General features: G+C 63.8%; 19 protein-coding genes. 9 read left to right on the top strand and 10 right to left on the bottom strand.

From position 1 onward, the window contains the following. The 8 genes from J3S20_RS06150 to J3S20_RS06115 form a co-directional block, all read right to left on the bottom strand. Positions 1 to 398, bottom strand: a 398-nt coding sequence (locus J3S20_RS06150; protein ID WP_216835360.1) for a DEAD/DEAH box helicase, incomplete at its 3' end; no start/stop codon positions are given. Positions 399 to 415: 17 nt separating this feature from the next. Next, positions 416 to 1,060 carry a hypothetical protein gene (locus J3S20_RS06145; RefSeq protein ID WP_216835359.1) on the bottom strand — a complete coding sequence of 215 codons (645 nt, stop codon included), beginning with the start codon at positions 1,058 to 1,060 and terminating at the stop codon, positions 416 to 418. A gap of 16 nt (positions 1,061 to 1,076) precedes the next feature. Continuing rightward, a complete protein-coding gene (locus J3S20_RS06140; protein WP_216835358.1) occupies positions 1,077 to 1,979 on the bottom strand; it encodes an ATP-binding protein in 903 nt (300 codons plus the stop codon). Next, positions 1,976 to 2,344: a hypothetical protein gene (locus J3S20_RS06135; protein ID WP_216835357.1), complete on the bottom strand. Its 369-nt coding sequence runs from the start codon at positions 2,342 to 2,344 to the stop codon at positions 1,976 to 1,978. The genes J3S20_RS06140 and J3S20_RS06135 overlap by 4 nt, the downstream gene beginning before the upstream one ends. Further along, positions 2,341 to 2,697 carry a hypothetical protein gene (locus J3S20_RS06130; RefSeq protein ID WP_216835356.1) on the bottom strand — a complete coding sequence of 119 codons (357 nt, stop codon included), beginning with the start codon at positions 2,695 to 2,697 and terminating at the stop codon, positions 2,341 to 2,343. The genes J3S20_RS06135 and J3S20_RS06130 overlap by 4 nt, the downstream gene beginning before the upstream one ends. A gap of 33 nt (positions 2,698 to 2,730) precedes the next feature. Further along, positions 2,731 to 3,303 (bottom strand): sigma factor, encoded by a 573-nt coding sequence (locus tag J3S20_RS06125; RefSeq protein ID WP_216835355.1) that lies wholly within the window; start codon positions 3,301 to 3,303, stop codon positions 2,731 to 2,733. 108 nt (positions 3,304 to 3,411) lie between these two features. After that, positions 3,412 to 4,389 carry a hypothetical protein gene (locus tag J3S20_RS06120; RefSeq protein ID WP_216835354.1) on the bottom strand — a complete coding sequence of 326 codons (978 nt, stop codon included), beginning with the start codon at positions 4,387 to 4,389 and terminating at the stop codon, positions 3,412 to 3,414. Beyond that, complete coding sequence (locus J3S20_RS06115; RefSeq protein WP_216835353.1) at positions 4,349 to 5,593, bottom strand: hypothetical protein; 1,245 nt, start codon at positions 5,591 to 5,593, stop codon at positions 4,349 to 4,351. Before J3S20_RS06115 ends, J3S20_RS06120 begins: the two co-directional genes overlap by 41 nt. 320 nt (positions 5,594 to 5,913) lie before the next feature. Between J3S20_RS06115 and J3S20_RS06110 the strand changes: the two genes are divergently transcribed. From J3S20_RS06110 to J3S20_RS06100, 3 genes are read left to right on the top strand one after another with little or no spacing between them, the layout of a single operon-like run. Continuing rightward, on the top strand, positions 5,914 to 6,420 hold the full coding sequence (locus tag J3S20_RS06110) for a DUF2924 domain-containing protein (protein ID WP_216835352.1): 507 nt from the start codon (positions 5,914 to 5,916) through the stop codon (positions 6,418 to 6,420). Then, a complete protein-coding gene (locus tag J3S20_RS06105; protein WP_216835351.1) occupies positions 6,417 to 7,769 on the top strand; it encodes a recombinase family protein in 1,353 nt (450 codons plus the stop codon). Before J3S20_RS06110 ends, J3S20_RS06105 begins: the two co-directional genes overlap by 4 nt. Beyond that, positions 7,766 to 8,170, top strand: coding sequence for a hypothetical protein (locus J3S20_RS06100; protein WP_343215170.1), 405 nt, complete (start codon positions 7,766 to 7,768; stop codon positions 8,168 to 8,170). The genes J3S20_RS06105 and J3S20_RS06100 overlap by 4 nt, the downstream gene beginning before the upstream one ends. Before the next feature lie 46 nt (positions 8,171 to 8,216). On the opposite strand, the gene J3S20_RS06095 is transcribed toward J3S20_RS06100, so the two are convergent. Together J3S20_RS06095 and J3S20_RS31075 are read right to left on the bottom strand one after the other, a co-directional pair. Continuing rightward, complete coding sequence (locus tag J3S20_RS06095; protein ID WP_343215169.1) at positions 8,217 to 9,902, bottom strand: ATP-dependent helicase; 1,686 nt, start codon at positions 9,900 to 9,902, stop codon at positions 8,217 to 8,219. Between the two features lie 23 nt (positions 9,903 to 9,925). Then, positions 9,926 to 11,782: an ATP-dependent nuclease gene (locus tag J3S20_RS31075; protein WP_343215168.1), complete on the bottom strand. Its 1,857-nt coding sequence runs from the start codon at positions 11,780 to 11,782 to the stop codon at positions 9,926 to 9,928. 226 nt (positions 11,783 to 12,008) lie between these two features. Between J3S20_RS31075 and J3S20_RS06085 the strand changes: the two genes are divergently transcribed. The 6 genes from J3S20_RS06085 to J3S20_RS06060 all read left to right on the top strand — a co-directional run bounded on the left by J3S20_RS06085 (position 12,009) and on the right by J3S20_RS06060 (position 19,809). Next, positions 12,009 to 12,182 carry a hypothetical protein gene (locus J3S20_RS06085; RefSeq protein ID WP_216835349.1) on the top strand — a complete coding sequence of 58 codons (174 nt, stop codon included), beginning with the start codon at positions 12,009 to 12,011 and terminating at the stop codon, positions 12,180 to 12,182. A 169-nt stretch (positions 12,183 to 12,351) separates the two neighbouring features. Then, on the top strand, positions 12,352 to 12,558 hold the full coding sequence (locus J3S20_RS06080) for a type II toxin-antitoxin system prevent-host-death family antitoxin (protein WP_216835348.1): 207 nt from the start codon (positions 12,352 to 12,354) through the stop codon (positions 12,556 to 12,558). A 35-nt stretch (positions 12,559 to 12,593) separates the two neighbouring features. Continuing rightward, entirely contained in the window at positions 12,594 to 14,372 is a 1,779-nt protein-coding gene (locus tag J3S20_RS06075; protein WP_343215167.1) for a class I SAM-dependent DNA methyltransferase, read from the top strand. Continuing rightward, on the top strand, positions 14,365 to 15,582 hold the full coding sequence (locus J3S20_RS06070; protein WP_216835347.1) for a restriction endonuclease subunit S: 1,218 nt from the start codon (positions 14,365 to 14,367) through the stop codon (positions 15,580 to 15,582). The genes J3S20_RS06075 and J3S20_RS06070 overlap by 8 nt, the downstream gene beginning before the upstream one ends. A gap of 12 nt (positions 15,583 to 15,594) precedes the next feature. Beyond that, complete coding sequence (locus J3S20_RS31070) at positions 15,595 to 16,620, top strand: SIR2 family protein (RefSeq protein ID WP_216835346.1); 1,026 nt, start codon at positions 15,595 to 15,597, stop codon at positions 16,618 to 16,620. Positions 16,621 to 16,668: 48 nt separating this feature from the next. Further along, complete coding sequence (locus tag J3S20_RS06060; protein WP_216835345.1) at positions 16,669 to 19,809, top strand: type I restriction endonuclease subunit R; 3,141 nt, start codon at positions 16,669 to 16,671, stop codon at positions 19,807 to 19,809. Positions 19,810 to 19,894 lie beyond the last annotated feature (85 nt).

The following is a 19,894-nucleotide window of genomic DNA, read 5'->3' as shown; positions in this document are numbered from 1 at the left end:
ATGATGCGGCGATAGCTGTCCGCGACGGCGTGGTGCGCCTCGTCGATCACCAGCAGGTCCAGCGCCGGCATCGCCTCGAGGTTCGCCTGGCGGGTCAGCGTCGGCACCATGGCGAAGGTAGCCTGGCCGCCCCAGGATTTCTGGCCGGCATCCACCACCGAGGTGCTGATGCTCGGGTTCACGCGGCGGAACTTCGCCAGGTTCTGCGCCGTGAGCTCATCCCGATGCGCGAGGACCGCGGCCTTCGCGGCGCTGCTGCCGATATGCTCGCCCACCGCCGCCGACAGCATGATGGTCTTGCCGGCGCCGGTCGGGGCGACGCCGAGAGTGTTGCCGTGCTCGCCGAGCGCACGGAGGCTGCGCTCGACGAAGAGTTTCTGGCGGGGGCGGAGCAGCATGCTGGTACTGCCCTCCCTCAGCGCGCCCAGGCTGGGCGATTGTCGGCACCAGCCGCCGGCGGGCTGCGCGGCACGGCGGCAGGGAAGGCGCCCGGCGTCGGGGCCGCGGGCGGCGGGGCGTAGGACTGCGCCGGCGGCGCGTAGGCGGGCCCGGGGGCAGCTGCGTGCGCCCCCATGGCGGCGGCGTAGGCCCGGTGGTCGGGCGTCACCGCCATGCGGATTTCGTTCTTCGCCTCGCCGTTGGCGTCGGTGCCCGTGTCGATCTTGGCGAGAAACTCCAGCCCCTCGAGGTCCGCGAAGCCGCCGATGCGGCGCGCGGCCTGGGCCTGGGGCGAGGCATCCTTGTCGGAGATGCCGCGGGCCGAGTTCAGCATGCCGCGCACGAAGCTGCGGCCCATGTTGCCCCAGTCCGGACCCTTCGGGCTGTAGAGGCCGATCAGCGTGAAGATCTTCCGCTTCGCGTAGGGGCCCTCCAGCACGGTGAACTCGCCGTTCAGATAGACGGCGCCGGTGCTGCCGCGCGTGGCGTAGCCTCCCGTCCAGCCCTGGCTCGGGTCGTCGAAGCCGCCGGGGCGGATGGTGAGGCGAACCTTGGCGATGGTGCCCTTGGGGACCAGGTTCGGGTTCTGCGAGGCGTCGTTGTAGTCGTTCCAGGAAGCCATGCGGGATCTCCTCGGATCAGGTGTTCGGGGTGTCGGATGGGGCGGCCAGCGCGAGCGGCGGCGGAGGCAGTGCGAGACGTTCGGCGACGGGGCGGGCAGGGCCTCGGATCTTCTCGAACAGCCGGCCGAGATGCGGCTCTTCGACCAGGTCGAGCCGGCCGCTGCGGTCCTTCGCGGGATAGCCCCAGGGATTCAGCGTCTGGCAGATCAAAGAGCGGCGGAGCGCGCCGGCCTCGTCTTTGATCGCCGCCAGCGTGAGCACCTCATCGACGATGCCGGGCAGCTCGAGGCCGGTCTTGCTGCCGTCGATCTGCGGCACGAAGACCTTGCGATTGAAGTCGTCGAGCTTCTCGTCGAGGATCCCGACGAAGATGATGTTCTTGCCGCGCGTGTGCTGCAGATGGGTCAGCCAGGCGATCATCTCGCGCCCGTGCAGACCGTAGGCGCCGCGGATGTCGGGCTTGCCGGTCTTTTCCGCGAAGGCTTCGGGCTGGCCGCGGCACCACTGGAAGCAGAGCCGGCCAGCGACGGTGATGCTGTCGATGAACACCGTTTCGTAGCGGGCGAGCAGCGCCGGATCGCCGAACTGCTCGCAGACGGCGGCGTAGTGCGCAGGGGAATAGGGCTGGTCGTCGCGCAGCGCCGGGTTGGGCCCGCCGATGAAAGCGGCGAAGTCGCGGCACTCCTGCCACGTGCGCGGGCGGATCGTGTCGCCGCCCCACCCCTCGACCGCGAGGTCGCCCGCCTCCAGGTCCATGAAGAGCGTGGTGCTGGCCAGCAGGGTCCAGAGCAGGCTGGTCTTTCCCTGGCCGCTGCCCCCGAAGATGCAGGCCTTGACGCCGCGTGGCTCGGCCTGCCGTTCGTCGGCGGTGATGATCCGGAAGCCGCGCCCCGGCGCCTGCGCGAAGGGGGCGCTCATTCCACGCTGTCCACGATGCGGGCGGCGGCGGCCGTCGCATTGACCGTGCCGACTGCGCCGGCGCGGCGCGCCAGGTCGTGAATCTGCCGCAGCGCGTCGGCCTTGCGATGCAGCGCGACCGACTGGCGAAACAGCGCCTCGGCGGCGAAGGCCACGTCGTCCACCGTCGCCTGCGCGATCGGCTTGGTGATGACCGGGCTGCCGCCCGGGCCGGTCGGCACGTCGATGCTGTCGGGCAGCATCTTCAGCCAGAGTTTCTCACGCAGGTGGTCAAGCGGGGTCCGCGGCGTCATGCCGTTCTCCTGGTTGGATGTGTTGGAGTGGGTGCCGCGCGCGGCGCCCGGATCAGGGGTGGGCGCCATCACGCGGCGACGCTCGTCGGCTTGGCCGCCGCCAGGACCGAGGCCAGCGTGCCGGTGCGGCTTCGGGCGCACGGGCGGGCGATGGCGAGGTAGGTGAAATCGCTTTCGCCCATGCGGCGCTGGACGAGGTGCACCAACCCGTCCTCGGCCAGCTGCAGGGCGCGTTCGGCGACGCGCAGAAGAGCGCGACGCTCGGCGTCCGGCACGGTCGAGGTGAGCGGCGAGCCGTCGACCGCCAGGAAGCCGCGGTGATAGACGATGCGGTCACCAGGCATGGCGGAGCCGAACCAGGCGCAGAACATCGTCTCGGTGAGTGGCGGCTCCGCAGAGCGGAAGCCAGTGATCGTGCTGTCCATGTTGAGTATTACCCAGCCTCCCGCAAATCCGTCTCACGCCGCCGCCGGGATGCCGGCGACGAGCAGGCGGAGCCGCAGCTCGCGCAGGTGGCGGTAGAGGGTGGCGCGCGACGTCGGGCTGGCCTTGGCCAGCTCGTGCGGGGAGCGCTCGGTCAGTTCGGCGCAGAGGGGGAGTGTCTCGGCCGGCAGGGTGCCCAGCGCGCGGTCGAGGTCGATGCGGCGCTCGACGACCGCGAAGGCGTCGGTCGGCTGGCCAAGCCAGGCGCCGTAGCCATCCGCCTCGGCGACGCTGTCGCCGATGGTCGGGCCCTCGCCGCCGGGCTGCGGGTCGTCGAGCGAGATCGGCGCCATGGTGGCGCGACCGCGCAGGATGCGCTCGGTGAGGCGGATGGCGCGGTGGTCGAAGCAGGCGGCGGCGAAGGCGCCGAGGTCGCCGCGGGCCGGATCGAAGCCCTTCAATCGGGCGAAGAGGTCCGTCAGCAGGTCCTGACGGAGATCTTCCTGCTCATGGCGCGGAATGCGGCAGGTGCGGATGATGCGCAGGGCGACGCGGTCGGCGCTGCGCTGCAGGGCATGGGTTTCGGCGCGGGTGGGGGTGAAGGGCATCGTCTGGTCCTGTCCATCGAGTGGCGATGGGCGGACGATGCCGATGGGCGAGGCGCGCTTGGTGGGAGCAGCGTGGGTCTAACGTGGGATGGTCGAGCGCCGCCGAATTCAGGGGCGGATGTCGATTTCCTCGGGCATCAGCGCCAGGCGATAGCGGCTGGGCTGTCGTTTGCCCTCGATGAGGTCGCGTGCGGCTTTGGCTTCGGCACCTTCCAGGCCCGCGGCCAGCCCATCCTTCAAAAGGCGAATGATGTCCCGCGGCTCCCGCGCGGCGGGGCGAATCTGGTCTCCGTAGATTGCGCGGTCGAGTTCATGGGTTTCGACGAACCCGCCATGGCGTTGCGCCGCCTCCGCCAGTTTCACCAGCAGCCGGAGCGGTTGGTCGCCCAATTGCCGTGGTCGGCGATCCAGAGCCACCGTTCGTCCGGCGCGGCCTATATTGAGGCGCACCTTCCCCGGCATGCTCGGCGCGAGCGCGGCTGGATCCAGCGCGAATCCTGCATCACCGAGCGCCTCCATCGTCATCATGATGCGCAGCCCGGCCTCGGCGAGATGCTGACGCTGCAATTCTGGGACGGCGCCCGGCAGGAGGAGCGTCGTTTGATTTGGCTCCACCCTGGTGCGGATCAGGGTCACGAGCCGCGGGTCGGCCGCGGCCATCGGATCGAGCGCCAGCATCACCGATCGCCCACTCGGCAGGCGTCCGAGATCCCAGACGCCATCCGTTACCGTCGCCAGATCACCGGAGAGGCCAGACGCAGCAGCAATCAGGCGGCACAGTACGGCCGCGTCGATCTCGAAGCTGCGGATCAGGTTTGGCGCCAGGGTGCTGTTGCAGCGGTGATCCTCGGGGCATTCGGCGACCAGCAGATCGCCGATGACCACGATATCCCGCCCCTCACAGCGGCCTTCGCAGGTCGAACAAGGTGGCCAGGTTGTCGCCGGCGCGCGTTCCGTCAGTAGGCCTTCGGCCAGCAGGCGGTCGAACGCCCTGCCGAAATGCGGCTGTGCCTCATGCCCCCACAGAACGGCGCCGTGCCCTCCCTCACTCCGCCGCAGCAGCAGCTTCGGCAGGCTGTCGTTCACGGCAGAATCCATTCCGGCGAAGAAGCTCCATGACCCGCGCCTCGAAGCGCTGCCGCTTGAACACGGCGAGGGAGGGCGGCTTGATTTTGACGGTCACACGAGACGCACGGCTACGGCCATCTCCGAAGTGGATGCGGATGATGATGTGCCCGATCCGGTAGCGGCCCGTGCTGAACGAGATCCGATCGCCGAATTCATTGAGCCGGGTCAGCGCATTGCCACGAAAGTCCCGGGTCACGTTCTGCGCTTCGACCGCCACCTCGCCGCTGCGGGGGTCTGTGCCGATGCGGTCGATCTGCACTTCGACGATGTCCACCTGCTGGATGCCTGCATCGAAGGCGTGGTTCACCCGGAAGCCGAAGCCCACGTTCTCGATGCGCTCCAGCGTGTAGAGGTCCTGGCAGTCCTCGCCGGCAAAGAAGCCTGGGCGCCTGAGCATATGCACAGCGAAGAACTCAGCCAGCTCCGCCCGCAGCGCCTTCCGGACGCCGCCGACACCCATGCGCCCAGTGCCCACATTGTAGGCAAGCACGGCATATTCGACGCTGCGATAGCTGATGACGTCCTCTTGGTCTCCAGTGATCACCGGTACGACGGCCACAGGCGCCCCGTGGGTGACGACCAGGACTGTCTGGTCGCCGTCTTCGTACCACCCCACGCGACAGAAGGCGCCGCGGTGGTCGCGCTGGAACATCTCGGCGGCCGCGGCCTCGAACGCCGCCCGTGAGTCGTCATCGAGGCGCGGCTCGATCCCTTCATCAAGACCGACATACTCGGCCAGGGAGGATCGGGCCTGGCGGGCCAGCATGTCCGATGCGGCATCGAAGACGGGGCGGTGGTCCAGAAACGCAAGAAGGGCGAAGTGCTTCGGATCGAGCGGGATTGGGTTGCCATCCGGATCGAGCGGCGCGGCGATGTTGATGTCGCGGGCGGTGGCACGCTCCTGAAGCAAGTGCATGCCGTTCTCAGTGCCGAGCTCAGCGACGTGGTGGAGGTCTGCCACGATGCCGCGCGGCAACGCATCCTCGGTACCTTCGAAGAAGACCTTCAGCCGATCCCGGACTTCCGCTTCGTCACCGTCGAAGTCAGCCAAGTCGAAGCCGCGCAATGCCTCAGGCTGCCGCTCAAATAGCCGCCGGAACAGGCCGAGATTGACGGTCTTCAAGAACTTCGGATTGACAAACTTCTTGAGGTCCCTGGCCATGCTCTCGCCCGATGATGTTCATTTTTCGTTCTATCAACCCACGCGTGCGTCTGTCGAATCGAATCTGCACCCCGTGAGACGGATTCCCGCGTGCCTGGGTAGATGGTGGGGGTGGCAAGTGAACCCCTCCGCCCTTTGGCCAATCCCCACCTCCCGCCGCACCTCCGCGAGGTCTGCAGCATCCTGGCCGCCGGCCTGCTGCGGCTGCGGAGCCGCGCTGCCGAGGAAGCTGCGCGCGAGGCTGCTGACCGGGGAGAACGTGGCCTACACTTCCCGGGCCCCCAGCGCCTGCATGCGAACCGGACCAACCGGAGACCCGCATGACACGCGCCACCAAGTCGAAAGCCGGAACCCCGCCGGCGCGGATCATCCCCGCCATTCCACCGGCCGACGTGCTCGGGCGCCTGGCAGCCCTGAAGACCACCGGCACGCCGGACCTGAAGCAGCAATGGCGGGAGCTCTTCGCGGCCGAGCCGCCGCCCTACAACCGGCGCTTCCTGGAAAGTCGCCTAGCCTACCGCATCCAGGAACTGGCCTATGGCGGGCTGAAGCCCGAGACGATCCAGCGCCTCGAGGCCCTGGGAGAACAGCTCGACGGGGGCAATCCCGTCCTTCGGCGCATCCGCGGCGACGACAAGCCGATCACCGGCACGCGGCTGATCCGCGAGTACCAGGGCGTCGAGCACAGCGTCACCGTGCTGCCTGACGGCTACGAGTATCAGGGGCGCCCCTACCAGTCGCTCTCCTCCATCGCGCGCGCCATCACCGGCACGCGCTGGAATGGCTGGCTGTTCTTTGGCCTGAAGAACCGGAGGGGCACGGCATGAAGCGCAAGCCCGCCGCCGACATCGCGATCCCGGCCACGATTCGGAAGATCCGCGCCGCCGTGTACACGCGGAAGTCGAGCGAGGAAGGGCTCGACATGGAGTTTAACTCCCTCGACGCCCAGCGCGAGGCCTGCGAGGCCTACATCACCAGCCAGCGGTCGGAAGGTTGGGTGTTGGTACCGGATCGCTACGACGATGGCGGCGTGTCCGGCGGCACGCTGGAACGGCCGGCGCTGCGGCGCCTCCTGGCCGACATCGAGCGCGGGCTAATCGATGTGGTGGTGGTCTACAAGATCGACCGGCTGTCACGCGCGCTGATGGACTTCGCCAAGCTGGTGGAGGTGTTCGACGCGAACAGCGTGACCTTCGTCTCCGTCACGCAGTCGTTCAACACGACCACCAGCATGGGTCGCCTCACGCTGAACATCCTGCTCAGCTTCGCGCAGTTCGAGCGCGAGGTCATTGGCGAGCGCATCCGCGACAAGGTGGCGGCGTCCCGGGCGCGCGGAATCTGGATGGGCGGCTTCGTGCCGCTCGGCTACGACGCCAAGGATCGCAAGCTGCTGGTGAACGAGGCCGAGGCAGCGCTGGTGCGGCGGATCTTCGAAGGCTTCGTCGAGACGGAATCCGGTACGAAGCTGGTCCAGGCGCTGCGTGCCGAGGGCGCCACCACGAAGCGCGGCCGCGCCTTCACCAAGAGCGACGTCTATCGGGTGCTGAGCAACCGCACCTATCTCGGTGAGGCGATGCACAAGGGGAAGTCGCATCCCGGCGAGCATGCTGCCATCGTGCCCCAGGCGATGTGGGATGCGGCGCACGCCCTGCTGGCGATCAGCCCAAAGACACGCGCCAACCGCACCCGCTGCCAGACGCCTTCGCTCCTGCGCGGGCTGATCTTCGGCAGCGACGGGCGCGCCATGTCGCCCACCCACGCGCGGGGGCGCCGCGGCCAACAGTACCGTTACTATGTCAGCCAGTCGGTGCTGAAGGGCAGCGCGGCAGACGGTCCGGCCATAGCGCGCATCTCCGCCGCGGAGATCGAGGGCGTGGTCATCGCCCAGGTCCGGGGACTGCTGCGCCAACCGGAGGTGGTGCTGGGCGCCTGGCGCGCGGCACGGGCGTCGGCACCGGACATGACCGAGGACGAGGCTCGGCTGGCGCTGGAGCGGCTGGACCCGCTTTGGGAGGAGCTCTTCCCCGCCGAGCAGGCGCGGATCATCCGCCTGCTGGTTGACCGGGTGGACATCGGCATTGGCGGCGCCGACGTGCGGCTGAAGCTGGAGGGACTGGCGAGCCTGGCGCGGGACCTTGCCGCGCAGTCGGCCGAACCAGCGAGGACCGCAGCGTGACCGGCGCCGCGCAGATGCTGACCGTGCGGGTGCCGCTGGCGGTTAGGAAGCAGTGGGGCGGGCGGAAGTTGGTACTGACGCCGAGTGGAATGGCGCCCCGCGGCGCCTCGGCTGCGGACACCACGCTGGTAAAGGCGCTGGCCCGGGCGTTCCGGTGGCGGCGGATGATGGAGACCGGGCGCTTCGCCACAATCAACGAACTGGCGGCGGCCGAGAAGATCAACTCGTCCTATGTCTCGCGCCTGCTGCGGCTGACGCTGCTATCCCCCGACCTCGTCGAGGCGATCCTGGACGGGCACCAGCCGGAGGGGATGACGCTGCCGGGGCTGATGGAACCGTTTCCGGTGGATTGGGGGCAACAGTTAAGCCCCATTATCTTGCGAAAAAAGTTTGAGTCCTAGCCGAAGCTAGCTAGGCCTGCAGCAAGCGGAACCGGCCCGCGCCTGGCTAGGCGGGCGCGAGGGGCGGGTACGTGCCAGACGCTCTAATGATCGCGACTCGGCGGCGAGCGCGCGTGATGGCGACACGAAGCAGGCGGCGGGCATGTGGCGATGGTGGAGGGTCGCGAGCCAAGTCGAAAAAGTGGGACTTGAACTGGCCCTCTACCAGGATAACGCCGTCGAACTCCTTCCCTTTGGACTTGTGGATGTTCATCACCAGGACGCCCTGCGGTTCCAATTCGGCAGACATCAGCCGCTCCTGATCGAGGGTCTTCTTCACGAAGATGGTCGCGCCCTGGTAGGTTCCCGTGTTGACCCACATGCTGGACAGGCCCCGGCCAAGCGCATCCGTCGCCCGGAACAATCGGACCAGGCGGACTTGTCTCACTACATCTTCCAGGACGGGGATGGTCGCCAGGACGGCGCGCGCGGCTCGCCAGTCTACCACCGGATCCCCTAGCAAGCCGACACCGACCGCCGCCGCTGCCGAGATTTCCTTACCGAACTTATTCCGCAATGGGCGCCCCGCGAGCGCTGCCTCAGCGGCTTCGTCAAAGCCCTTTGCGGCGGCCTTGGCTGTCTGCGTGTTGTCGATGGCTGCCTTAAGCCGGCAATAGGCCGCCGCTGCCCGCATGGTGGCGGCGGCGCTTTCAGCCGGCGGCGTCCTGGGCCATTCCAAGATCGAGGCGAGGACAACGGCGGCCGCCGCCGAAAGCTCGGCGTCCCAAACCACCTCGTGACCGACCGGTTTCAGGGTAGACGTCTTGTAGACGTGCTCCTCGCTTAGGATCGTCGAGATGTCGGACACCAGGGCGTTGCTCCGGCAAAGGACAGCGATGCTAGGATTTTCGATCCCCTGCTTGGCGAGCTGTCCGAACATCCAGATCACAGCGGCATGGGTCATTGTCGAGAACATCCGCGGCGGGTAGTTGATTTGGGCGACTTCCGGGCACGGCTTCGGCAAGGCGGTGTCGTGCAGCACGGCGTCCGCAAACTTGAGGATGCCGCTGTTGGGGCTGCGGTGGTTATCACCTGCCAAATCGGTGACCGTCGGCTTCAAGAAGGCGATGGCCCTTTCGATCCGTAGTGGGTCCACCTTCGACTGGTACTGGAAAATGCTCTGGTCAGGGTCGGCAAGGCAGAAGATGGTCGTGACCTTCGACAGGGCGGCCACGAGCCGCCACTGGTCGTCGTCGGTGTCCTGGAACTCGTCGACGATGATCAATGGATACTTACGGCCGATCAATCGGCGCAAAGCGGCGCAGCCTTCGACCAGGTCAGCCGCCGCGCCGGCGAACTGGTCGAAGCCGAAAAGGGCCTGTTCGCGGGCTAGGCGCCCCGCCTCGTCGGCCCAGTCACCGTCGAACGCCGCCTTCTGAAGGCGTTCTTCATCCGGGTAGCGGATCGAGGTGGGTTTGCCGGTCAGCAGCCGCCCATGCGACTTCAGCAGCTCCAGACAGAACGAGTGGTAGGTCTGGACTTCGATCTGCTTTCGCTCCGCCGCCTTGAGGATCGTTTTGCATCGGACCAAGACGGCGCGTACGGCCGCTCTGGAGAAGCTCAGGAAGAGCACCTCCTGGGCAGCTCCGAGCGTCGACAGCAACGCCTGGGCCTTGAGAAGCGCGATCGTTGTCTTGCCAGCACCTGGCCCTCCCTTCACCAGGAGATGCCCTTCAGCGGCCAGTATCGACACCCGCTTGGCATCCAGCTCCAGCTTCAGGTGACATCTCCGAACAGCATGGTCAAACCGTCCCCGCCGGCGTCGCCCTCGTCCGGCGGTGCCAAGGCATTGTGAATGGCTTCCAATATATCGCGGATCGTCTTGGGAAGCTGGTCCGCGGTTTCACACGCGCGAACGAAGATCGCAGCGTAGCCGAATGCATCACCCTTCCGGGCTTTCAGCACCTCCAGCGCGAGGTCCTTGGCCTTGGCGGCCGTGTCAAACAGCGCGTCATATTTCCCGAGGGGCGTCGGGTAATCAGAGCGACCCTCGACCTCGGTTAGGAAGCGCACGTGCACGGCGCTTGCCGTTTCCTCTACCAGAAGCGCTTCGATCCCCTTGTGCGGCAAGGTCCAGTGCTGGGTGTAGTCGCCCAACTGCGCGATAGCGTCGACGGTCAATGGCTTGTTGGGCTTGTCGCAGACGCCGAAGACCGGCTTTCCCATGGCTTTGAACACGGGCCCGTACTTCGGGACAGCGGTCTCGCTGCCTGCATTGAATAGGCTGACGCCGGCAAGATCGAAGTGGGCGTAGGCGTCGGCGCCCAATGAGGTTTCCATGATCGTGGACGCCTCCGCGAAGAGCGCGGTTTCCGTCGATCCCTCCACCACGAGGACGGCCCGGCTGAGAATGGATTCGGCGAACTGACGGCGTTCTGTCTTGAAGGCCTTTGGTTTAAATGTCCCCAGGTCGATGGGGGCGCCGGTCAGCGCGCCATCGTTTTGCCGGTCGAGGATCACGATGTCCTTCGGCTCGAACTGCTCAATGACATAGGGCGAATGGGAAGTGACGATGGCCTGTCCCATCTCGGCTAGCACGAACTGGCTTACCCGCCGCTGCGTGTGGGGCGGCAGGGCAATCTCGGGCTCCTCCATGGCGAAGATCACGGAGCCCTTCTCCTTGAGTTCGGCGATCACCGTCAGAAGCGCGAACACCAGCAGGTTGACGGACCCGGTGCCGAGCCGCGCAAACGGCACCGCGTAGCCGATCGGCTCGGCCGCGATAAAGAGCTTCACCACCTCGCGGAGGTTCTCGCGCGTCAGCTCCGAGGCGAAGAAGCTGGTCGCATCTTCACCGGGCGCGAGGTTCACAAAGCGCGCCATCCGCCTGCGGATGTCTGCCCGCACCTGCTTCAGCTGGGCGACTTCTCCGATGGAGGGTTTCAGGTCCTGCAGGCGGTCGAGCGTGTCCTGCCACATATCGGCGAGACCCGTGCCGCCCAGGCGGAGGACGGTGTCCAAGAGAGAGCCTCGCTGCAGGCTGAGAGCGCGGGAACCGGTCCGGAGGGTGCGAAGGAACACAAAGCCACATAGCCGCTTATGCTCCCGACCGAAGATCCGGCGCCCGGTGCCCAGGGCGACCTCCAGCGTCTCATCATCGTCGTCAGGCGGCTCGATGGGATGGTCGAAGAAGGTGTTGCCGACAAAGTCATCTTCATCCTTGTCGTATCGGCCGAGGAAGACCAAGGGCAGCGCCCAAGTGATTAGTGGCCCGTCACCGGCCCCAGGGCCCCCATCGCCCTCGTCAGCAAAGTCGCTCTTGGAGATGTCCCAGCGACGCAGGTGGCGAAAGAATCGCAGCTCCGCCTCTGGCGACAGGTCGGTCAAGACCGCCTCAATGCGGATCACTATTGGGGTGCCGTCCTTGCCCTTGTAACGCCCGCAGTGGAAGTCGTGTTCATCGACGACCGGGCGCCGATACAGCCGCTCCGGCCCCAGAACGAGATCAAGTGCCTCGCAGACAGTGGACTTGCCGACGTTGTTCCCACCAACCAGCAGGGTATGCCCAGAGAAGGTGACCATACCGTGGGCGATCCCACGGAAGTTCGAAATGATAAGCCTCTTAACCTTCACCCCACCGTCCCTCTACCCCCGCCGCGCGAGAACATCGCACCCTGGGACAATTCCGTCGATCTAAACGGATGGGTCTTGGCCGCGCGTTGATCAGCATGGTGAATCGGAGGCAGCCCCTCCCTGATGGAGATCAGCCGAATGACAGTTATCTGAGTTTGCTCTTCGGAAAGCTGCCCGGCAGCTATCGGCCGGTTGCTGCCGGCTGAAACGAAGCCGCAACCGTCCCATGACACCCGGTGCGGCTCGAGCGACGGGAGGGCGGCGGCGCGAAACGGGTCGCTACGGCACGATCGACGAACTGGCGGCGGCCGAGAAGATCAACTCGTCCTATGTCTCGCGGCAGCTCCGCCTCACGCTGCTGGCGCCGGACATCGTTGAGGCGGTCCTTGATGGGCGGTAGCCCGAGGGGATGACGCTGCCGGGGCTGATGGAGCCGTTTCCGGGGGAGTGGGCAAGGCAGACCAGTGAGCTCGTGCGCGGGGAGCGATTGTCCAGGCCAAATCATCGTTCCGAGGTTGCGTGTATGTCCATCTTGGCCAACACTGCAATTCGCAGGAGCAAGACTCGGTATGAGAATGTTCTCATCGGCCCAGGCCAAGAACCACTTCGGTGAGCTGATCGATGCCGCACGCCTCGCACCGGTTGCGGTCACCAAGTACGACAGACCGTTCGTCGTAGTGATGGCGATCGAGGAGTTCGAGCGACTAAAATTGCAGGCTGTTGACGAGAAGAATTTGCCTTCACCGACAGACGAAAATTTGAAGGGCAGCCAGTAATGGACTCCGAGACGAGAGATAGATTCCTGACAGCCTTGGCCGAGCTAGGGGGCTCCGCCGGCAACGGTCGTTTGCGAGAAGCCCTCGCCTGGGATGAGGCGACCTATGATACCGTGAAAAGCGCGCTCATTGCCGATGGACGAGTCACACCTGGGCGCGGCCGTGGCGGCTCAGTGTCGCTTGCCGGCGCTGCAGGATTACCCGTCGCAGAGGCCGCGCCGGCGCCGACGCGCGAAAGGCCCGCGGGCCCGAACGGCAACGGCAAGGGCGGCGACCTCGGCTTCGAGGCTGAGCTCTTCAAGACGGCCGACAAGCTTCGCGGCAACATGGAGCCGTCCGACTACAAGCACGTCGCGCTCGGGCTGATCTTCCTGAAGCACATCTCCGACAGCTTCGAGGCGAAGCGCGCGATGCTGCTGGCGGATTACCCGGAAGGCGCGGAAGACCGTGACGAATACGCCGCCGAAAACGTGTTTTGGGTGCCGCCGACCGCGCGCTGGTCCAACCTTCAGGCGAGTGCCAAGCAGCCCTCGATTGGCAAGCTGATCGACGAGGCGATGATCGCTATCGAGAAAGACAACGACAACCTGAAGGGCGTGCTGCCGAAGGACTACGCGCGCCCCGCGCTCAACGCGGTGATGCTGGGCGAGCTGATCGACCTCATCTCGGGCATCACGCTAGGGCGCGAGCGGGGCGAGGCGCGCGACGTGCTGGGCCGCGTCTATGAGTATTTCCTGGGACAGTTCGCGGGTTCCGAAGGCAAGCGCGGCGGCGAATTCTATACGCCGCGCTCGGTCGTGCGGGTGATGGTTGAGATGATCGAGCCTTACAAGGGCCGGGTCTACGACCCCTGCTGTGGATCGGGCGGCATGTTCGTGCAGTCTGAGAAGTTCGCGTTGGAGCACGAAGGCCGGATCGGCGACATCGCCGTCTATGGACAGGAATCGAACTACACGACGTGGCGGCTGTGCAAAATGAACCTCGCGGTGCGCGGCATCGACGCCGAGATCAAATGGAACAGCGAAGGCAGCTTCCACAAAGACGAGCTGCGCGACCTGAAGGCGGATTTCATCCTCGCCAACCCACCCTTCAACATTTCCGATTGGGGCGGCGACCGGCTGCGCGAGGATGTGCGCTGGAAATACGGCATCCCGCCGGCCGGTAACGCCAACTTCGCGTGGGTGCAGCATATCGTGCACCACCTCTCGCCTTCCGGCGTGGCGGGCGTGGTGCTCGCGAACGGCTCGTTGTCCTCAACCCAGAACAGCGAAGGTGAAATCCGTCGGGCGCTGATCGAGGGCGTAAACGGCGCGCCCGGCGTGGTCGATTGCATGGTCGCGCTTCCTGGCCAGCTATTCTACTCGACACAGATTCCGGTCTGCCTCTGGTTTCTGGCACGGGACAAGTCGAACGGCGTCGCCCGCAATGCGAAGTTGCGGGATCGACGGGGCGAGATCCTATTCATCGACGCGCGCAAGCTCGGCCACATGGTGGATCGCACACGCAAAGAATTCTCCGACGCCGACATCGAGAAGATCACACATGCCTATCACGCTTGGCGCGGCGAACGCGAAGCGGGCGCCTATCAAGACGTGCCCGGGTTCTGCAAGTCTGCAAAGCTGGAGGAAATCAAGTCCCACGGCTACGTGCTGGCGCCGGGGCGCTATGTCGGAGCCCAAGACCTCGAAGATGACGAAGTGCCCATTGCCGAACGCTTGGCGGCCCTTCGTTCCATTCTTGACGAGCAACTCATCAAATCAGAGCGAATGGGTGCTGATATCAGAGCTGCCCTCGGAAGGATTTCCGATGGCTGACGCGTGGGCTCAAACGGCGCTCGGAGCAATCTGCCGTTTCCAGGCTGGAGACGCATTTGGTCTTGATGATCAGGGCAGAACTGTTGGCGATCACCCATTTATCAAAGTGAGCGACATGAATCTCGTTGGCAATGAGATTTATATCTCTCGCGCCAACAACTGGATCTCAGACGAGCAGGCACATCATTATCGTCTTCATCCAAAAAACGCCGTCATATTTGCTAAAATAGGGATTGCTCTTACTTACAACCGACGCCGGAGACTGGTTCGACCCACAGCCCTCGACAATAACATGATGTCGGCGGTACCCGCATCTCAAGTCGATCCCGTCTGGTTCTACTATCTGCTCTCCACGATCGACTTCAACCTCATTTCGTCTGGAAGCGCACTGCCCTATCTCACGGTAAAGGACCTCTCCAAAATCCAGATCGACCTTCCGACCAAGCGGGAACAGGAGGCCATCGCCAACGTCCTCGGCGCGCTCGATGACAAGATCGAGTTGAACCGGCGGATGAACGAGACGCTGGAAGCAACCGCTCGGGCGATCTTCAAGGATTGGTTCGTCGATTTCGGCCCGACCCGCGCCAAGATGGACGGCCGCGTGCGATACCTCGCGGCGGACATCTGGTCTCTCTTCCCCGACCGCCTCGACGATAAAGGCAAGCCGGAGGGGTGGGAGCTTCGTCCGGTTGGAGACTTCGCGGAATTGCGAGGGGGAAAGCAACTCGAGAAGGAGCGTATCACTTCTGTCGGCACGATACCGGTGTTCGGGGGCGCCGGCTTCATGGGCTTCACGGAGAAGCACAATGCCGAAGGCTTTGTAATCTCAGTGGGCCGTGTAGGTGCATACTGCGGTCAGTTTTTCTCTCATCGCGGCAAAGCTTGGATAAACAATAACGCGTCGCTCATCTCGCAATTTCAAGGGGTTTCCGGGGAGTGGTTGTTTCAGTCGCTACGACACGCTGATATCGAAATCATAAAGAAGGGCGCTGCGCAGCCTTTTGTCTCGAACACCGACGTTGGGAATATGCTAATTGTCTGGCCCGGCGAAAATACAGTTAGTAATTTTAAGGATATAATTGTCCCCTTGATGCTCAAAATTGAGCAAAACGACACGGAGGCTTCGACGCTAGCCGCCACCCGGGACCTTCTCCTTCCAAAGCTCATGTCTGGCGAGGTCCGCGTCAGTGACGCCACAGCGCTCGTTTGACGGGGGTTCAGCGTGGAGTATTTCCGTCAGCGCTTCGTGGAAGAGCTCAATGATGAAGGCCTCGTTCGGGTCCGTGCGTTCGAGTGGACACCTGCTGAAGTTTTGCAGACCATGGCCCCGAATGACTACGAGGTTCATTTTCTTGATTGGGTGACTGACCAAAAGGCAGAAGCGAAAGACCGCGCCCGGGAGTTCCTCGAGCGGCTCAATTGTCTTGACCGTTTCAATCGGCTGCATACGCAGCTCGAACGACAAAGCGTCATTCCTTTCGTTGGCGCTGGCCTTTCGCGACCGACAGGCTTTCCGTTGTGGGGCACTTTTCTCGGTGGGCTGACCGCCGACTATCCCGCAATTGCCGATCAGGTCGGCGCACACTTGGCAGCATATGAATACGAGGTAGCGGCGCAGCTCGTGCTCGATCGTATGGGACCCGATGTCTTCGCGGAGGCGGTCCAGAATGCGTTCGGTTCTCGTATCAAGACCTTGAAGGGACCAGTTCAACTGCTCCCGCAGATCTTCAGGCGTGGCTGCCTGACAACGAATTTCGACTATGTCCTGAACCGTGTTTATGAGGCTTCTGACTGCCGTCTCAGGGACGAGTTTGCTGGGAATCGGCTGAATGAGGCGCCTCGAAGGCTGGCGGACGAACCCCATTGCCTTCTTCGGCTCCATGGTGAAGCTGATAGCGCTCAAGGCCGCGTTCTTACTGGCGCTGAATATACGGCCTGCTATGGGGACGGCGGGAAATACCGAGAGATCTTTAAGCTATTGATTGCCAATACGAGTCTACTTTTTCTTGGGTGTAGTCTGTCGGTCGATCGAACCGTTCATGCACTCCGCGAGATAAAGCAGGCCGCGGTCGTCGAGACCCCTCGGCATTTCGCTTTCCTACCGCTGACTGAGGGGACGGACCGCGAAGCCCGGCGAACTGAGCTCGGACAAGCGGATATTCATCCGATTTGGTACCCGCCCGAAAACCATGACCAGGCGATTGAGGATCTGCTCATCTCGCTCATGGAGGGAGGCTTCCATGATTAAGGAGTTAAGCGTCTTCGCCAGTTTCGAGCCCATTTGGAGGGTTGCCTGATGGCATATCTCTCAGAAGCCGCTGTTGAGCAGGTAGTGCTCGATGATCTTTCAGGCCTTGGCTATACGGTCGCCACCGACGCGGAGATCGGCCCGGACGGAAAGGCGCCCGAACGGGAAGCCTATGACGATGTCGTACTCATCAAACGCCTAAAAGCTGCCATCGAAAGGCTCAATCCGGCGATCCCGTCAGAGGCACGCGGCGATGCCCTGAGGAAGGTGCTGGCCACCGAGAAGCCGTCGCTGGTTGAGGAGAACCGTCGCCTGCACAAGCTGATGGTCGAAGGCGTCGATGTCGAGTTCTATAGAGATGACGGAACGATCCGCGGTGACAAGGTTCGCCTGATCGACTTCGACGATCTTGCCGCGAACGACTGGCTGGCGACGGGCCAGTTCACTGTGATTGAAGGCAGCATCAACCGGCGGCCGGATATCGTTGTCTTCATCAACGGCTTACCGCTCGGCGTGATCGAGCTCAAGGCGCCTGGCGGTGAAAGCGCCACGCTTGCGGGCGCGCATAACCAGCTTCAGACTTATAAGGCGCAAACCCCCTCGCTCTTTCGGACGAACGCCGTCCTAGTCACCTCGGACGGTATCACAGCGCGCGTAGGCTCGCTGACCGCCGATCAAGAGCGCTTCATGCCCTGGCGCACCACGGACGGCAAAGTCATCGCGGCGAGGGGCCAACCGGAACTCAATATCCTGATCGAAGGAATTTTTGATCGCCGCCGCCTGCTTGATCTGCTGCACGATTTCACGGTGTTCGGCGAAACGGGTTCGGGTCTCGCGAAGATTATCGCGGGCTATCATCAGTTCCATGCCGTACGGCACGCTGTGGAAAAGACGGTTGAGGCATCGGCACCTCAGGGCGACCGAAAAGTCGGGGTGATCTGGCATACGCAGGGTTCGGGCAAGAGCCTGTTGATGGCGTTCTATGCCGGGCAGCTCGTGCGGCGTCCTGAGCTTGAGAATCCGACGATCGTTGTCATCACTGACCGCAACGATCTCGACGACCAGCTTTTCGGCACGTTTTCGATGTGCCGCGATTTGATCCGGCAAACGCCGATTCAGGCCGACAGTCGGGATGATCTGCAATCGGCGCTCAGCCGGGCCTCGGGTGGTGTGATCTTCACGACCATTCAGAAGTTCTCGCCCGCGACTGGCGAAGCGATCTATCCGATGTTGTCCGATCGCCGGAACATTGTCGTAATTGCGGACGAAGCGCACAGAAGCCAATATGGCTTCCGGGCAAGGATTGAACAGAAAACCGGCGAGATCGCTTATGGCTTCGCGAAGTACCTGCGCGACGCCCTTCCGAACGCGTCCTTCATTGGGTTCACCGGAACACCGATCGAAAAAGATGACGTGAACACGCCTGCCGTGTTCGGCGAATATATCGACGTTTACGACATTAGCCGGGCGGTAGAAGACGGCGCCACAGTGCCGATCTACTACGAGAGCCGCCTTGCGCGCATTGAGCTTCCCGACGAAGAGAAGCCTAAAATCGATGCCGAGATCGAGGAGCTGACCGAAGACGAGGCAACGACGGAGCAGGAGCGCATCAAGCGCAAATGGGCGACTGTCGAGGCGCTCGTCGGCTCCGAAAAGCGGCTGGCGATGGTCGCCGCCGATTTGGTGCGGCACTTCGAGGATCGCGTTGCCGCCATGGACGGCAAGGCGATGGTGGTGTGCATGAGCCGCCGCATCTGCGTGGCGCTCTATAAACAGATCATCGCGCTTCGGCCTGATTGGCACAGCGATGACGACGCTGCGGGCACGATTAAGGTGGTGATGACCGGTTCGGCTGCCGATCCGCAGGGTTGGCAGCCGCACATCGGCAACAAGGCCAGCCGTGATCTCTTGGCCAAGCGCGCGAAGGACCCGAAGGATGGGCTGAAGCTCGTGATCGTCCGTGACATGTGGCTGACCGGATTCGACGCGCCGTCAATGCACACGATGTATATCGACAAGCCCATGAAGGGCCACGGATTGATGCAGGCCATTGCCCGCGTGAACCGCGTCTTCCGCGACAAGCCAGCCGGCCTCGTAGTCGACTATATCGGCATCGCCCAGAACCTCAAAAACGCTCTCGGCCAGTATTCTGGCTCAGACCAGCGCCAAGCCGGAATCGACGAAGCCGAAGCGGTCGCAGTGCTTATTGAGAAGTACGAGGTTGTGAAGGCGATGTATCACGGCTTCGACTATGATCGGGGATTGGCTGGCACGCCGCACGAACGGCTGATTGTGCTTGCTGAGGCGATCGAATGGATTCTGACGCGCCAGCATGACGCGGCGGCTAAGGAAACCAGCGAGGAGGGCAAGCGTCGCGAGAACCGCCGCTACCAGGATGCCGTCCTCGCCCTTTCCAAGGCGTTCGCCTTGGCCTCGGCAAGCGATGAGTCCCGCGACATCCGTGATGAAGTCGGCTTCTTTCAGACGGTACGCGCCGCGCTAGTAAAGTCGTCTGATGGCGCAGGCAAGAGCGCAGCCGATCGCGAGTTCGCCATCCAGCAGATCCTGGATCGCGCGGTCATCTCGACGGAGATTGTGGACATTCTCGCTGCCGCCGGCATCACAACGCCGGATATCTCGATCCTGTCGGACGAATTCCTTGCCGAGATTCAACAGCTCGAAAAGAAGAACCTCGCGCTTGAGGCTTTGCGGAAGCTGCTGAACGATGAGATCCGCTCGCGCAGCAAGACAAACGTCGTCGAGACCAAGCGCTTTTCTGAGCGCCTTGAAGCCGCGATCGCACGCTATCACACTAACGCGGTCAGTACCGTCGAGGTGTTGCAGGAACTGATTGACCTCGCCAAGGAAGTCCGTGCCGCTCGCAGGCGCGGCGAGGATGAAGGCCTGTCTCAGGACGAGATTGCCTTCTATGACGCACTGGCCGAGAGCGAGAGCGCCGTTGAACTGATGGGGAACGCTTCCCTAAAGGTAATCGCGCACGAGCTTCTTGTGAGCCTTAAGGGCAATTTGTCAGTGGATTGGGCCCACCGAGAAAGCGCCCGGGCGCGGATGCGGGTGTTGGTGAAGCGAATCCTCAGAAAGCACGGCTACCCGCCCGATCTTCAAGACGATGCCGTCCAGACTGTGCTCCGGCAGGCCGAGGCGTTGTCAGCGGAGTGGGCAAAATGAGATCCGCACGTAGCGCGCTGTCTTCCGTACCAAAGTGTTAGCTCTCGAAGTGCGGATTTTGAGCAAGTGGGGTTCGAACCGGAGC

The organism is Falsiroseomonas tokyonensis (genome assembly GCF_019024325.1).
Taxonomy (GTDB): Bacteria; Pseudomonadota; Alphaproteobacteria; order Acetobacterales; family Acetobacteraceae; genus Falsiroseomonas; species Falsiroseomonas tokyonensis.
The sequence above is the reverse complement of the archived record's forward strand: the minus strand, read 5'-3'. Positions and strand labels throughout refer to the sequence as shown.

Coding starts and splice junctions, on each gene's coding strand:
- J3S20_RS06070 (WP_216835347.1), top strand. CDS start 14,365: ATGGCTGACGCGTGGGCTCAAACGGCGCTCGGAGCAATCTGCCGTTTC.
- J3S20_RS06060 (WP_216835345.1), top strand. CDS start 16,669: ATGGCATATCTCTCAGAAGCCGCTGTTGAGCAGGTAGTGCTCGATGAT.
- J3S20_RS06115 (WP_216835353.1), bottom strand. CDS start 5,593: ATGGCCAGGGACCTCAAGAAGTTTGTCAATCCGAAGTTCTTGAAGACC.
- J3S20_RS06080 (WP_216835348.1), top strand. CDS start 12,352: ATGAGAATGTTCTCATCGGCCCAGGCCAAGAACCACTTCGGTGAGCTG.
- J3S20_RS06140 (WP_216835358.1), bottom strand. CDS start 1,979: ATGAGCGCCCCCTTCGCGCAGGCGCCGGGGCGCGGCTTCCGGATCATC.
- J3S20_RS06105 (WP_216835351.1), top strand. CDS start 6,417: ATGAAGCGCAAGCCCGCCGCCGACATCGCGATCCCGGCCACGATTCGG.
- J3S20_RS06110 (WP_216835352.1), top strand. CDS start 5,914: ATGACACGCGCCACCAAGTCGAAAGCCGGAACCCCGCCGGCGCGGATC.
- J3S20_RS06085 (WP_216835349.1), top strand. CDS start 12,009: ATGACACCCGGTGCGGCTCGAGCGACGGGAGGGCGGCGGCGCGAAACG.
- J3S20_RS06145 (WP_216835359.1), bottom strand. CDS start 1,060: ATGGCTTCCTGGAACGACTACAACGACGCCTCGCAGAACCCGAACCTG.
- J3S20_RS06130 (WP_216835356.1), bottom strand. CDS start 2,697: ATGGACAGCACGATCACTGGCTTCCGCTCTGCGGAGCCGCCACTCACC.
- J3S20_RS06125 (WP_216835355.1), bottom strand. CDS start 3,303: ATGCCCTTCACCCCCACCCGCGCCGAAACCCATGCCCTGCAGCGCAGC.